A 13768-nucleotide genomic window follows, 5' to 3' on the forward strand; every position below is an offset into this window, starting at 1 on the left:
GAGGACCTCGCCGAGCGGCAGCGCGCCGGCCTCGCGCCGCGGCCGCGGGGCTCGAGCGCCGGCATCACGTTCGGCGACCTCGAGGACTTCTACGAGACCACCCGCGGCGCCGGGCTGCGCTCGCCCACGTTCGTCGCGTGGTGCTCGAGCCACCTGGTGCGCCTGCGCCGGATGCCGGCGGTGGACGTCACCACGGCCGCCGTCGACCGCCTCTTGGGCGCGAAGCTGGGCGAGCTCAGCGAGAAGAGCGTGAAGCACCTCCGCGGCCACCTGAACGCGATCTTCGAGGCGGCGCGGGTGCAGGGCGGGCCGTGGGAGGGCCGGCCGAACCCGGTGACGGAGGCGCGCCAGCTGCGGCCCGCGGAGAAGACCATCCAGGTGATCACGCCGGCCGAGTGGCCCCTGCTCGAGCCGCACATCTTCGAGCGCTGGCGGACCGTGGCGAAGGTGGCGTTCTTCACCGGGCTACGCCGCGGCGACGTGTTCGGCCTCCGGAAGGCCGACATCGACCTCGAGCACCAGGTCATCAACGCGACGATCTCGAAGGGCAAGAAGGCCCGCCGCCTCCCCATCCACGGCGACCTGGTGGCGGACCTCGAGCGCCAGCTCGCGACGCCGGGGCCGTACCTCTTCGCGTGGGACCGGACGAAGCGCCTCCCGAACCTGGTGAAGATGCTCCGCCGCGCCTGCGGCCGGGCCGGGCTGGTCACCGGGCACGAGCTCCGCTGCCGGCGCCGCACGGCGTGCGGCTGGACCGAGGAGCGGGGCGGGGTGCAGCCGCCGCCGGTTCCGGACGCCTGCCCGCGCTGCGGCCACGACAGCGTCTACGCGCGGCCCGTGCCGCGGAAGGTCCGCTTCCACGACCTGAGGCACTCGTTCGGCACCGCGGTGGTTGCGGCGGGCGGGACGGGCGCGGGGCAGGCGCTGCTCGCGCACTCCGACCCGCGCATGACCGCTCGTTACACGCACCTCGCCGAGGACCTGCTCGGCGGCGTGGTCGCCCGGGCCTTCGATGTTCCGCGGGCTGCACCAGGGCTGCAACCGGTGCCCGGGCTCGGCTCCCCCCGCGTTCTCGCCCCTGCGGCGACGGCGTTTCAAAGAGTAGGGCCGCCCGGACTCGAACCGGGACGCCGCTTCCGCGGCCGGAGATTTTAAGTCTCCCGCGTCTGCCAGTTTCGCCACGGCCCCGTGACGACGGCCGCGCGCCGCGCGGCGGCGGGATGATACCGCGGGCGGGCTACCGCGCCAGCGGACCCGTGCTCGGGGCGGCGGCGGATGGCCGCGGCCGGAGCGGGGGACCACGGCAGCCCGGACGCGGGGTCCAGCCGCGCGGCGTACGCTCATCCTGCCGGGGGAGAGGAGGGGGCGCATATGACGTTCCGCTCCATGGGGGTGATCCGGAGCGCGGCCGCTGCCGTCCTGCTGACGGTGGCCGCGTGCTCGGGAGGCGGCGACGATCACGACGGCGGCGGACCCATCATCAACGCCGAGAACGCGATCGACGTCGCGGGGCTCGCGGTGAACGCGCTCGACACGGCGCCCAGCCTGGGCGAGCTGCTGGCGGACCTCGTGGTCGGCCGGATCGCGAACGAGCCGTTCCCGCCCTGCATCACGGTGACGGTCACGCCGGGCCTCCCGGTCGCGGCCGGGCACGTGTTCGCGATCGCGTTCAACGACTGCGTGGACGAGAAGGGCCTGATGCGCGGCGCGGCGACGGCCACCGTGGCCGGGGTCACGGGGGATCCCGCGGGCGCCGCCTACACGCTCGACCTGCACGTCTCGGCGCTCGACTTCACCATGTCCGAGACGACCGTGACCGCGCACGTCACGGGCGCGCTCCGCTGCGAGCGCGAGGCGTCTGCCGGGATCGTCTCGCACCATGCCGAGGCCGAGCCGGGCACCCCGCTCGTCCTGGCGTTGACCGCCGGCGGCGCAACGGCCGAGCTGCGGCTGACGGCGTACTCGGTGCACAGCGAGGCGACGCTCGCCGGCGGCGCGACGCTCACCACCGGCGGCGACACGGCGACGTTCACCATCACCGGGATCGACGGCGCGCTATCCGTGGCGGTCACCGGGAGCATCGCCTGGATCGAGCCGGACCCGCCGGGCACGGGCGAGCTGACGGTCACCGCGGCCGACGGCACCCGCGTCGCGGTGCACCTGGCGAGCGGCGGCGCGGTGAACCTTGCCGTGGACGACGACGCGGACGGGCAGGTGGAGGCGAACGTCCCGACGGTCTGGGACTTCCTCTACTAGCGCGCGTAGCGCTGCTCGAACAGCGCGCGCAGCCGCGGGTGGCGGCGGAGGAGCTCGAGGGTGAGGTCGGCGTGGCCGGGGGCGTAGCCGTTGCCGACCAGCATGGTGACGTCCTTGCCCACGCCCTCCGCCCCCAGCGCGGCGGCGGTGAAGCTGGTCGCCATCGAGAAGAAGATCACCGTCCCCCCGTCCTTCGCGGCGAGGATGGCCGCCATCTCGGTGCCGGGGACGCTGGCGCAGTTCACCACCAGGTCGAAGCGCCCGCCGGCGCCCTCGGCCGCGGCGAGCACCGCCAGCGGATCGGTGGCGTCCACCCGCAGCCGGGCGTCGGCGACCCCCAGCGCGCCGAGCGCGTCGAGCGCCTGCTCGGATCGGTCCGCCAGCACCACCGCGCCGTCGCCGCCCATCGAGGCGCGCGCCTGGACCGCGACGAGCGCCCCGGACTTCCCCGCGCCCAGCACCAGCACGCGCATGCCCGGGCGCACGTGCCGCGCCACCAGCGCGGGCGCGCCGCACACGTCGAGCGCGGCGAGCGCCAGCGTCTCGGGGAGGTCGTCCGGCAGCCGCGCCCACAGGCCGGTCGCGAACAGGATCGCCTCGCCGTCGCACTCGACCCGGTCGATCTCCGGCCGCACCGCGCGGACGCGGTCGATGCGGAGCGGGGTGAGCGTCAGCGAGACGAGCGTCGCGATCCGGTCGCCCCGGCGCAGCGCGGCCGCCGCCGGGTGGCGCGGGCCCACCGCGCGGACGCGGCCGATGAGCATGCCGCCCGAGCCGGTGACCGGGTTGTGCATCTTGCCGCGCGCGCGGACGAGGCGGAGCACCTCGTCGCCGATGCGGCCGGGATCGCCGCCCACCGCGCCCTCGAGCTGGCGGAAGCTGGCGGCGTCCACGTTGAGCGCCTCCACCGCGATCGACAGCTCGTCCTCCCCGAGCGGCAGCGCCGGGTCGAGGACGTCGGCGCGCTGGGGGAGCACGCCCGCGGGGGAGACGACGCGGCGCAGGCCGTAGGGATCCATGGCGGCGCAGCTTAAGGGGCCGGCCACGGCGCGTCGAGGCCCGCGACGGAGCGCCGGGCGCGGCTAGAAGCCGGTCTTGAACGCCACCAGGCCGCTCGTGGACTCGACGACGTTCCGGCCCCACACCGCGCGCTGGACGCCGGCCAGCAGGCGCGTGCCGCCGCTGCCGGCCAGGTTCACGCCCGCGGTCACCGCGACCCGCTGCGCGGTGGTGGCGCTCCGGGTGAGGTCGTAGTTCGCCTCGACGAGCGGCTGCAGCCAGGGCAGCACCGCGTACCCGGCCGCGAGGTTGGCGCAGGTGACCGAGCGGAAGCCGCCGGCGCCGCCGCCCAGCGGCACCGTGAGCGCCAGCTCGGCGTTGCCGGTCAGGCGGCCCCAGTCCTTCGAGGCGACGAGCGCGTTGCGGGCGCTCCAGAAGCCCTGCGTCAGCCCCAGCGACCCGGTCGCCGCCTCGTGCCCGATGGGCGCGACGACGGCGGTGGTGAGCATGACGTCGAGCGCACGGCGGGCCGAGGCGAGGAGGCGCCAGCGCGTGGCGACGGTGAGGTCGGTGAGGCCCGAGCCGCGCGTCGCGGCCGACGGATCCGAGCGATCCATCGCGTGCGCGAAGCCGCCCGTGACCTTCAGGTCGAGGTCGCCGGTGACGCCGTAGAGCGCGGTGACCGAGAACGCGTTCACGTGCGCGTGCGCGGCCCGCTCGAAGCGGCCGCCGCCGTGGTGCGTCACGGAGGGGAGATAGCCGAGCTCCAGCTCGCGCGTCCCCGCGCCGGCCGGCGTGGCGTCGTCGGTGGCCACCTTGCCGTGATCCGGCGCGGGCGAAGGCGGCGCCGGCTCCTGGGCGCGGGCCGCGGAGGCGAGGAGGAGGGCTGTCACTGCGGCCGCGAGGTGCGGGACGGCCATGCTGCGGACCTGGGCTCTGGCTGGGCTGGCGGACGGCGGCTGGCCCGTGAGCGATGAAGTTGAGAATCATTCTCATGTTCGGAGCGCCGGCGTCAAGGGCGCTGGCGCGCTTGATCCGGGTCAATTCCGCTGGGGCCGAGCGCTTTCCGGGCCGCGGGCGACGGCGGCGCGCGAGCGCGCGCCGCGACTACGCGTCCGCGTCCACCCGCACCAGCGCGTCGAGCGCCTTCAGGTCGTCCGGCACCACGCCGCCGAGCCGCGCCTCGAGCCGCACGCAGCGCGCGGCGTCGTAGCGCTGGCCGCCGGCGAGGAACGCGGCCCGCGCCTGCGCCAGCGCCGCGCGCGCGTCGCCGGTGCGCCCCTGTCCCGCGAGCACCCGCGCGCGCGCCAGCCGCGCCACCGCCGCGAGGCCCCGGCCCCCGCGCTGCCGCGCGATCTCCTCGAGCGAGAGCACCTCGAGGTCGGCGTCGGGGATCCGGCCGCGCGCCAGCGCCACGCGCACCGCCTCCGGGCGGAACGCCGCGTCGCAGGCCAGGCAGTCGCCGTGGCGGGCGGCGGTCTCGCTCGCCTCGTGGAGCGCGTCCTCCGCCGCCGCGGTGAGGCCCGACGCGAGCCGGTGGCGCACCTCGGCGGCGTGGATGCGGGTGAGCGCGTGGCGGCGCAGCGAGGCGCGCTCCGCCACCACCACCGCCTCGCCCAGCACCGTGCGCGCCTCCTCGAGGTGCCCGAGCACGGTGAGCAGCACGCCCAGCCGCTCGAGCGCGAGCGCCTCGCCCAGCGCCGAGCCCGCCGACCGGAACCCGTCCAGCGCCGCGCGGATGGCGAGCTCGGCCGCCTCGGGCTGGCCGGCGGCGAGCGCGAACGTGCCCTCGCCGAGCCGGCCGGAGGCCTGCGCCTCCGGGGCGTCGCGCAGCCGGGCCCGGTCCACCAGCAGCCCCGCGCCGCGCGCCAGCTCGGCGCAGCCCAGGTCGCCGAGCAGGTCGCGGTCCCAGAGGACGAGGTGCAGGTCGAGCGGGTGCTCCGGGGCGGCGTCCTGCGCGCGCCGCTCGGCCACGCCCACCGCGTCCGACTCGTCCTCCGGCGTGGAGGCCTCCCCGAGCATGCCGCGCGCCAGCGCCGAGAGGTCGTGGCTGCGGGCGAGCAGGTCCGCGTCGCCGGACCGGGCGGCGGCCTCGGCGCAGGCGCGGGCGGACTCGCGCGCCTCGGCGTACGCGCCGCGGTGCCAGTCGAGCTGGGCGCGCAGGTGGAGGAGCGGCGCCGGCTCGTCGCCCGCGGGCCCCAGCCCCGCTGCCACCTCCGCCAGCGCCGCGTCGATCCGCCCGGCGGCCGCGTGCGCGATGGCCGCGAGCCGGTGGCTCCGCGCGCGCACGTCGGGCCGGTCGGCGCCTTCTGCTCCGCCCGCGCCGGCGAGCAGGGCCGCGTCGCCGAAGCTGCGCGCCGCGCCGGACACCTCGCCCAGCTCGAGCTGCACCCGGCCCATGGCCTCGAGCAGCTCGAGCCGCTGCGCCGGATCCGGGCTCGCCTGCCCGGCCAGCAGCTCCAGGGCCTCCGCGTAGAACGCGACCGCCTCGCGCAGTCCGGCCCGGGCGGCGGCGCGGTGCCCGGCGGCGACGAGGTGGCGCAGGGCCCGCTCCGGCTGGCCGGCCTCGCGGCGGTGGCGCGCCAGCGCCTCCGAGGGCGGCTCGTGCCCGGCGCTCGCCTCCAGCGCGTCGGCGAGCGCGCCGTGCAGGGCCGCGCGCCGCGCCGGCTCCAGCCCGTCCAGGATCGCGTCGCGCACCAGCCCGTGGTGGAAGTGGTACCCGCTGCCGTCCTCGTCGAGCAGCCCGTGCTCGAGGCACGCCTCCAGCGCGCCCACCGCCTCGTGCGCGGTGAGACCGGTGACCGGGCGCACCAGCTCGAAGTCGAACCGCTGCCCGGCCACGGCGGCGGCCGCGAGCAGCACCTCCACCCGCGGCCCGAGCCGCGCCACGCGCGCGCGAAGGCCCGCCCGCGGCTCCGCGGGGACCTGGTGCCCGGTCTCGCGCTGCGCCCGCACCGCCTCCTCCACCAGGAACGGGCAGCCGTCGGTGACCCGGTACACCTGCTCGACCAGCGCGTCCGGCGGGATCCCGCCCACCAGGTCGGCCACCTGCTCGCGCGTCGCGACCAGGCCCAGCCGCGGCACGCGGATGCCGCGCGCCAGCCGGCCGCCGTCGAGGTGCGAGAGCGCCATCTGGATGGGCGTGCCCGCGTGGATGCGGTCCTCGCGGCAGGTGCCGACGATCATGAGCCGCTGGGCGGCGGCGCGGAGCGCGAGGTGGTGGAGCAGGTTGAGCGAGGACTCGTCGGCGTCGTGCAGCTCGTCCAGCAGGAGGTAGACCGGCCGGCCCTCGCCCAGCGCGGCCAGGCCGCGGATCACGCCGTCGAACACCCGCAGGCGCACCGCCTCCGCCGAGGCCCGGCCGTCGAAGTTCGCGTCGGCGAACGGGTCGGGGACGGCCGGGGCGAGCCGGCACTCCTCGCGGAAGAGGTCCGCGAACAGGCCGTACGGCACGCCCGCGCCCTGCGCGCCGGCCACGCCCGAGAGCACCACCGCGCCGCGGGACTGCGCGATGCGCGCGCCCTCCACCGCGAGCCGCGTCTTCCCCACGCCGCGCTCGCCCAGCAGCACCAGCGTGCCGCTGCCCCGCTCCACCAGCGACTCGAACAGCAGCAAGATGGCGCCGCGCCCGCGCACCGGCGGCGGGTCCACCGTGCCGAGCAGGCGGCGCGCCGCGCGCCGCACGCCGTCGAGCGCCGGGCGCGCCTGCGGGTGGCCCACCTCGCCGCGCTGGATCGCCTGGCGCAGGAGCCGCGTGTCGTCGGACACCGCCACGCCCGCGGTGCGGAGCGCCCCCTCGCAGGCGTCGTACTGGCGCAGCGCCTCCGCGCGCCGCCCGGTCTCGGCGAGCAGGCGCATGAGCTGGCGGTGCGCGTCCTCCGCGGCCGGGTCCACCTCGAGCAGCCGCCGCAGCAGCGGGATGGCCTGGGCGGGCGCGCCCGCCTCCGCGTGCGCGTGGGCGAGCGGGTAGGCGGCCTCCACGAAGCGCGCGCGCAGCACCGCGCGGCGGGCCGAGAGCCAGGGCGCGTCGCGGTCGCCCGGGCAGAGGTCGCCGCGGTAGAGCGAGACCGCCTCCGCGAGCCGCTCGCGCCCGCCGTCGGCGATGGCCTGCTCGAACGCGTCCACGTCCACCCAGACGTCCGGCCGCATCCGCACCTGGCCGCGCTCGATGTCCACCCAGCGCCCGCCCAGGATCTGGCGCAGGTCGTAGAGGGCGCGGTGCAGGTTGTTGGCGCCGCTGGCCGGGTCCTTGTCCGGCCAGAGCGCGTCGATGGTCTGGTCGCGGCCGAGCGCGCGGCCCGGGGTGAGCGCGACCAGGCGGAGGAGGTCGGCCGGGCGGCGGCGGCGCCAGGCGTGCGCGGGGATGGGCGCGTCCTCCCGGACCACCTCGAACCGTCCGAGCAGGTAGAGCCGCAGCAGCGGCGATGCAGGCTCGCCGGGCCGGGCTCCGCCTCGATGGACCTGGGTTTCCATCGCCGCGTCTCCCCCCGGGGCAACCTACCAAGAAGCCCCCGCGGCGGACTTGATCCCGGGCTACATTTGCCGGCCGCATGCACTACCGACTCTCGATGCCCGAGCCGCACGGCCACCTGTTCCACGTCGAGGTCCACCTCGACCGTCCCGGCCCCACCGCCGAGCTGCGCTTCCCGGTCTGGACGCCCGGCAGCTACCTCGTCCGCGAGTACGCGCGGCACGTGGAGGGGCTCGCCGCCGAGGACGGGAGCGGGCGGGCGCTCGCCGTCGAGCGGCTCGACAAGCACCGGGTCCGAGTGGCCTGCGGCGAGGCGACGCACCTCGTGCTCCGCTACCGCGTCTACGCGAACGAGCTGACGGTGCGGACCTGCCACCTCGACGGCACGCACGGCTACCTGAACGGCGCCGCCGTGTTCCCGTGGGTCCCCGGGCGCGAGCGGGAGCCGCACGTCCTCGAGGTCGCGCCGCCCGCCGGCTGGTCGGTCGCCACCGCGCTCGAGGGCGGCCCCACCAGGTTCACCGCGCGCGACTACGACGAGCTGGCCGACTCGCCGGTGGAGATCGGCACGCACCGGCTGGTCCGGTTCGAGGCGCTCGGGAAGCCGCACCAGATCGCGCTGTGGGGGCGCGGCCACGTGGACGGGGAGCGGCTCGCCGAGGACGCGCGGCGCATCGTGGAGGCGCACGGGAAGCTCATGGGCGGCGAGCTGCCCTACGACCGCTACCTCTTCATCGTGCACGTCACGGACAAGCGGCGCGGCGGGCTCGAGCACGCGCGCTCCACCACGCTGAACGTGGCGCGGAGCGGCTTCTTCCCGCGCGACGCGTACGTCGAGACGCTCGGGCTCTTCTCGCACGAGTACTTCCACCTGTGGAACGTGAAGCGGCTCCGCCCCGCGGCGTTCACGCCGTTCGACTACGGGCAGGAGCAGTACACGCGCCTGCTGTGGTGGTTCGAGGGCGCGACCAGCTACTACGAGCAGCTCGCGCTCGTGCGCGCCGGGATCCTCGCGCCGAGGAAGTGGCTCGAGAACCTGGGCCAGGCGCTCACCAGCCTCGAGCGCACGCCCGGCGCCGGGAAGATGAGCGTGGAGGAGGCGAGCTTCCTCGCCTGGGTGAAGCACTACCGGCCCGACGAGAACTCGCCCAACAGCGCCATCTCCTACTACCTGAAGGGCGAGCTGGTGGCGCTCGCGCTCGACCTCGCGCTGCGCCGCGCCGGGCACTCGCTCGACGCGCTGCTGCGGACGCTGTACGCGCGCTTCGCCGACGGCGGGGTGCCCGAGGACGGCGTGGAGCGGGTCGCCGCGGAGCTGCTCGGCGAGGCGCCCGCGCGCGCGTTCTTCGACCGCTACGTCCGCGGGACCGCGCCGCTCGAGGCCGATCTCGACCTCGTCGGCCTCGGGCTGCGGCGGCGCGCCGCGAGCGGCTTCGAGGACAAGGGCGGCACGCCCGGGAAGCCTGGCGACGCCGGGATCCCCGAGAACGGCCGGCCCCCCGCCGGCTGGCTCGGCGCGGACCTCGCGACCTCGCCCAAGCTCGCGGTGCGGAGCGTGCGCGAGGGCAGCCCCGCCTGGCGCGCCGGGCTCTACCCCGAGGACGAGGTCGTCGCCGAGGACGGGTTCCGCGTGGACGCCGGCGCGCTGTGGAACCGGCTCTGCGAGGTGGGGGAGGGCGGGGCGCTCAGGCTCACCGTGTTCCGCCGCGACGAGCTGGTCGAGGTGCCGGTGACGCTCGGGAAGGCGCCCGAGGACACCGTCTGGCTCGAGCCCGCCGCGACGCCGTCGCCCGCGCAGAAGACCGCGTTCGAGGCCTGGGCCGGCGTGCCGTTCCCGGCGCGCTGACGCCGTCATGACCGCCGCCCGCCGGGGCGCCGCGCCCCGGCCGGCCGTGCCCTGATCACGGCCCGAGCCTGCCTGCGGGGGCTGGGTTATAAGGGTCCGCCATGGCCCACGACCTCAGCATCCACGCCGCCCGCCGCGCCCGCGTCTTCGAGGAGATGGAGAAGCGAGGCGGCGGCGTGATGGTGCTCCCCGCCGCCGACGAGAAGGTCCGCAACCACGACTCCGAGTACCTGTTCCGCCAGGACTCCGACTACGCGTGGGCGATCGGCCTCGACGAGCCCACCGGCTGCGCTGTGCTGCTCGCGCGCGGCGGCGAGCGGAAGCTGGTGCTGTTCGTGCGGCCGCGGGATCGCGAGAAGGAGATCTGGACCGGGCGGCGCGCCGGCGTGGAGGGCGCGAAGGAGCAGTACGGCGCCGACGAGGCGTACGTCGTCTCCGAGCTGGACGAGAAGCTGCCCCGGCTCGTCGAGGGGGCGCGGACGCTCTGGTACCGCATCGGCTTCGACGCCGCCTGGGACGCGCGGCTCTCGCGCATCCTGACCGACCTGCGCGGCGCCGCCCGGCTCGGCAAGATGCCGCCCGAGGCGGTGGTCGATCCCGGCCGCATCGTCCACGAGCTGCGCCTCGTGAAGACGCCCGACGAGATCGCGAAGCTCCGCCGCGCCGCCGAGATCAGCGCCGAGGCGCACATGGCCGCGATGCGCGACGGCCTGCCCGGCCGCCGCGAGTACCAGGTGCAGTCGGAGATCGAGTACGCGTTCCGCCGCCGCGGCGGGAGCGGCCCCGGCTACGGGACCATCGTGGCCGCCGGCGTGAACTCGACCATCCTCCACTACCGCGCCGGCGACGCCGTGCTGAAGGACGGCGACGTGTGCCTGGTGGACGCCGGCGGCGAGTACCAGTGGTACACGGCCGACGTGACCCGCACGTTCCCCGTGTCCGGCGAGTTCTCCCCCGCGCAGGCCGAGCTGTACTCGCTCTGCCTCGAGGTGCAGAAGCGCGCCGTGGCGTCGGTGAAGCCCGGCCTCACGCTCGACGCCATCCACGACCAGACCGTCCGCGAGCTGACCGACGGCCTCATCGGGATCGGCCTGCTGAAGGGGAGCGTGGACGAGCGCATCGCCGACAAGTCGTACCGCCGGTACTACATGCACCGCACCAGCCACTGGCTCGGCATGGACGTGCACGACGTCGGCGACTACTACCTGGACGGCAAGTCGCGCCCCCTCGTGCCCGGCATGGTGCTGACCATCGAGCCCGGCCTGTACGTCGCCGAGGACGACGACACCGCCCCCGAAGCGCTGCGCGGCGTCGGCATCCGCATCGAGGACGACGTGCTCGTCACCCCGGACGGCCATGCGAACCTGACCGAGGCCGTGCCGAAGGAGATCGCCGAGATGGAGGCGGTCTGCGTGAGGTAGGGGAGGGCCTGGTCGTCCCCGTTCAGCTCACCAGCGCGTCTCCCGCGCTCTGTCGCCTCTCCCGCCGCTCACCCTGAGCCCCGTCGAAGGGTGAGCGGACGCGTACGGTCCGTCCTCTCCCCGCTCACCCTGAGCCCGTCGAAGGGTGAGCGAACGCGAGCGGCCCGTCCTCTCCCCGCTCACCCTGAGCCTGTCGAACGGTGAGCGGAGGCGCAGGTTCGGGCGCCCGAAACGCTTCCCACGCAGGCCTTTCAACACCCCCGGGCTTTTCTGTCCCCGCCGCGGAGAAGCCCCTTGACACCCTCTCGGCCGTCCAGTAGATACGCGGCCTTACGTCGGACCGAGGCCCTCCCGAGGCCCTGGTGAAGCACCGGCGTCCTGCAGCATCGGGGAGTGGCTCAGCCTGGTAGAGCACTTGGTTCGGGACCAAGGGGTCGCAGGTTCAAATCCTGTCTCCCCGACTCACTAACGCCGCTGGATCCTTCGGCTTTCGCCTTCGGACCAGCGGCGTTTTTCTGTTCTGGCTCGTGCCCCGCACCCACTGCCGCACCCTGCCCGGCGGCGAGAAGCACGCGGCTTTCGGCGGCGCGCTCTGCGACCTCGTCGGCCGGGATCGCCTCGGACCCGAACGGCAGGCGCGCGAGCGCGGCGCGCATGTCCTCCACGTCGAGGTGGCCGTAGGTCTCCGTCGTGATCCGGGGGTCGCTGTGCCGAAGGACCCGCTGGACCGTCGCATGCGAGACGCCTGCCTTCAACAGGGCGGTGCTCACGCCCGACGAGCGGCGCCGCGCTGCGGAGGGCGTCCGGGCGGCCGAGGTGATTCGGGCGGTCGCGCTCGATCTCATTCAGCGGCCGAGCGAAGCGTCGGACGGAGTCCTCCGCCGAGAGGCGGAACGCCTGCTGCGGAGCGTTGCGACCGAAGCGCGCAAGTTCGAGACCACCCGCGGAATGCGCGAGCGGGTCCTGAAGGCGGTACAGGAGCGAAAGCCCGTGGAAGAGTTCATGCGGGACAGCGCGCGCAACATTCGGGAGCACTCGGAACTCCTGGCGAGACGTGCCCGCGGGGAGTTCGTCGGTGGTTTCGTGCGGGCGGTGAACGCGATGCTCACGCAAGTCGGGTTCGACGCGGTGTGCGGTCCCGACGACATCCGCGCGTTGGAGCCGGGGGCGGGCGGTCCTGCTCGGAGCGCAGTACGCTTGCTTGCTCGCGCAGCACGTATCTCGGAGAGGCGCCTCGCAGAGGAGATCCGCCGCGCGGGTTCGAGGAGGCCGCGAGGGCGGCCGAGGGCGGAACGGGTAACGGCGGTGCGGCGCCAGCCCTAGTACTCTGCCGAACCGCCGATGCCGATACGGTGCTCAGGGCCTAGGTGACGAAGTGGACGGCCGCGCCCTTCGGGCGCGGCCGTCCATTGTCACGACGGAAGTCCCATCGGACCCGGGCGCGGTATGATGCAGGCATGCCCCCGCTTACCGTGGACCGCATCGAGAACGCCTTTCTGCCCGCGCGGGAGATCACTGACCCCGCGCGGTTCGCGGGGCGCGCCCCACAGGTCGAGCAGGCATACCTCGCGCTCGTTTCGGAGGGCGCGAACATCGCCATCGTCGGGAATCGCGGCATCGGCAAGTCGTCGCTGGCGCGGCAAGTGATCGCGATCTCCGCCGGAAAGACTGACCTGCTTGTGAGGCACGGCATCAGGGCGGACGCGTCGCTCGACTTCCTGAGTTTCTATCTCGCGTGCGGGAAAGACACTCTCAGCATCGACCACCTTCTCACGCGGCTGCTCACGTCGCATGACTGTCTCGCCGGGTGGATCTACCACGTACCCGAAGCGAAGAAGATCGTTGAGGGCTACTCGCCCAAGTTCAGCGCCGGGTTGTTCGGCATCGGCGTCGAGCTTGGCGGTGAAAAGTCCACCGAAACGGAGGCGCATAGCGCGGCACCATCAGCCGACGTGACGACGGTGTTCACGAACGTCGTGTCTGCGATGGTGAAGAAGGATCTCGCGAAGAATGGGATCCTTGTCGTCGTCGATGAATTCGACCAGATCCGCGATCCGTCTGGATTCGCCTCGGTCCTCAAATCGCTCGCGACCAACGTGCCGCACGTCCGGTTCTGCATCGTCGGTGTTGCGCACGACCTCTACGCTTTGATGAATGAGCATCAGTCCGCGGACCGCCTCTTCGCTGGCGGTGTGATCAACCTGCCTAGCATGACGGACACGGAACTTGCGGAGGTTATCGGGATCGCGGAAGCGTCCATCGACCATGAGATCTCGTTCGAGGACGCGGCCAAGGCGCGGCTCGTCGCGCTCGCGCAGGGACATCCGTACATGGTTCATCTTGTTGGGAAGCACTCGCTTCGTGCGGCCTGGAAAGACAAGCGGACGCGCATCACCACAGACGACATCGATGCTACCCTGCGTCTCATCGCGGCATCACGCGCTGACCCGGTGCTTGAGGCTCGCTACAAGCGCGCAATCGCGTCGTCGCCGCAACGCGAAGCCGTGCTCCGGGCGATGGCTGAAACGGAGAAAGGCGGAGAAGTGTGGACCAGCGATGCTTATCCCGTCGCGTTTAGAGTCGGGGTTGAGAACCCGAGTCAGTACGTCGGCAACCTCGTAACGGATGAGTACGGGGCTGAACTTGTGAAGGTGCGGGATCGCTATTACCGCTTCAAGGATTCGCTGTTCCGAGCCTACGTTCTCGCTCGCCCGCCAGAGTACGCAAGCCGCCTAGAGGCTGGTCAGTGACGCACCGGTGAACAGCCGTCGGGTC

At 74.3% G+C, this 13768-nt stretch carries 9 protein-coding genes, 2 tRNA genes and 1 pseudogene; 7 read left to right on the top strand and 5 right to left on the bottom strand.

Annotated elements, in window-relative coordinates:
- Positions 1-89 precede the first annotated feature (89 nt).
- A complete protein-coding gene (locus ACOQFB_RS04070; RefSeq protein ID WP_494492464.1) occupies positions 90-551 on the bottom strand; it encodes a hypothetical protein in 462 nt (153 codons plus the stop codon).
- Here ACOQFB_RS04070 and ACOQFB_RS04075 point away from each other — a divergent pair.
- Positions 481-915 (top strand): annotated as a pseudogene (locus ACOQFB_RS04075) (hypothetical protein); the annotation flags it as partial. The gene ACOQFB_RS04070 and the pseudogene ACOQFB_RS04075 overlap by 71 nt on opposite strands.
- 187 nt (positions 916-1102) lie before the next feature.
- On the opposite strand, the gene ACOQFB_RS04080 reads toward ACOQFB_RS04075, so the two are convergent.
- Positions 1103-1188, bottom strand: a tRNA-Leu gene (locus ACOQFB_RS04080).
- Positions 1189-1371: 183 nt separating this feature from the next.
- Between ACOQFB_RS04080 and ACOQFB_RS04085 the strand changes: the two genes are divergently transcribed.
- Positions 1372-2256, top strand: coding sequence for a hypothetical protein (locus ACOQFB_RS04085; RefSeq protein ID WP_421608711.1), 885 nt, complete (start codon positions 1372-1374; stop codon positions 2254-2256).
- Here the strand turns inward: ACOQFB_RS04085 and kdd are convergent.
- The 3 genes from kdd to ACOQFB_RS04100 form a co-directional block, all read right to left on the bottom strand.
- Positions 2253-3275, bottom strand: coding sequence for an L-erythro-3,5-diaminohexanoate dehydrogenase (gene kdd / locus ACOQFB_RS04090; RefSeq protein ID WP_421608712.1), 1023 nt, complete (start codon positions 3273-3275; stop codon positions 2253-2255). The two genes, ACOQFB_RS04085 and kdd, sit on opposite strands and share 4 nt — an antisense overlap.
- Before the next feature lie 63 nt (positions 3276-3338).
- The gene (locus ACOQFB_RS04095) at positions 3339-4148 is read right to left on the bottom strand and encodes a hypothetical protein (protein WP_421608713.1); all 810 of its coding nucleotides are present in this window, start codon (positions 4146-4148) and stop codon (positions 3339-3341) included.
- Between the two features lie 214 nt (positions 4149-4362).
- A complete protein-coding gene (locus ACOQFB_RS04100; RefSeq protein ID WP_421608714.1) occupies positions 4363-7728 on the bottom strand; it encodes an ATP-binding protein in 3366 nt (1121 codons plus the stop codon).
- 77 nt (positions 7729-7805) lie between these two features.
- Here ACOQFB_RS04100 and ACOQFB_RS04105 point away from each other — a divergent pair, with 77 nt between their 5' ends.
- From ACOQFB_RS04105 to ACOQFB_RS04125, 5 genes are all read left to right on the top strand, one after another.
- Positions 7806-9572, top strand: coding sequence for a M61 family metallopeptidase (locus tag ACOQFB_RS04105; protein ID WP_421608715.1), 1767 nt, complete (start codon positions 7806-7808; stop codon positions 9570-9572).
- A gap of 101 nt (positions 9573-9673) precedes the next feature.
- Positions 9674-10993, top strand: a complete 1320-nt coding sequence (locus ACOQFB_RS04110) for an aminopeptidase P N-terminal domain-containing protein (RefSeq protein WP_421608716.1) — start codon at positions 9674-9676, stop codon at positions 10991-10993.
- A 387-nt stretch (positions 10994-11380) separates the two neighbouring features.
- Positions 11381-11454, top strand: a tRNA-Pro gene (locus ACOQFB_RS04115).
- Positions 11455-11755: 301 nt separating this feature from the next.
- Positions 11756-12316, top strand: coding sequence for a hypothetical protein (locus ACOQFB_RS04120; protein ID WP_421608717.1), 561 nt, complete (start codon positions 11756-11758; stop codon positions 12314-12316).
- A 134-nt stretch (positions 12317-12450) separates the two neighbouring features.
- Complete coding sequence (locus ACOQFB_RS04125) at positions 12451-13743, top strand: ATP-binding protein (RefSeq protein ID WP_421608718.1); 1293 nt, start codon at positions 12451-12453, stop codon at positions 13741-13743.
- Positions 13744-13768 lie beyond the last annotated feature (25 nt).

Source organism: Anaeromyxobacter sp. Red801, from assembly GCF_049201065.2.
Lineage (GTDB): Bacteria > Myxococcota > Myxococcia > Myxococcales > Anaeromyxobacteraceae > Anaeromyxobacter.

Coding starts and splice junctions, on each gene's coding strand:
- kdd (WP_421608712.1), bottom strand. CDS start 3,275: ATGGATCCCTACGGCCTGCGCCGCGTCGTCTCCCCCGCGGGCGTGCTC.
- ACOQFB_RS04105 (WP_421608715.1), top strand. CDS start 7,806: ATGCACTACCGACTCTCGATGCCCGAGCCGCACGGCCACCTGTTCCAC.
- ACOQFB_RS04100 (WP_421608714.1), bottom strand. CDS start 7,728: ATGGAAACCCAGGTCCATCGAGGCGGAGCCCGGCCCGGCGAGCCTGCA.
- ACOQFB_RS04125 (WP_421608718.1), top strand. CDS start 12,451: ATGCCCCCGCTTACCGTGGACCGCATCGAGAACGCCTTTCTGCCCGCG.
- ACOQFB_RS04085 (WP_421608711.1), top strand. CDS start 1,372: ATGACGTTCCGCTCCATGGGGGTGATCCGGAGCGCGGCCGCTGCCGTC.
- ACOQFB_RS04110 (WP_421608716.1), top strand. CDS start 9,674: ATGGCCCACGACCTCAGCATCCACGCCGCCCGCCGCGCCCGCGTCTTC.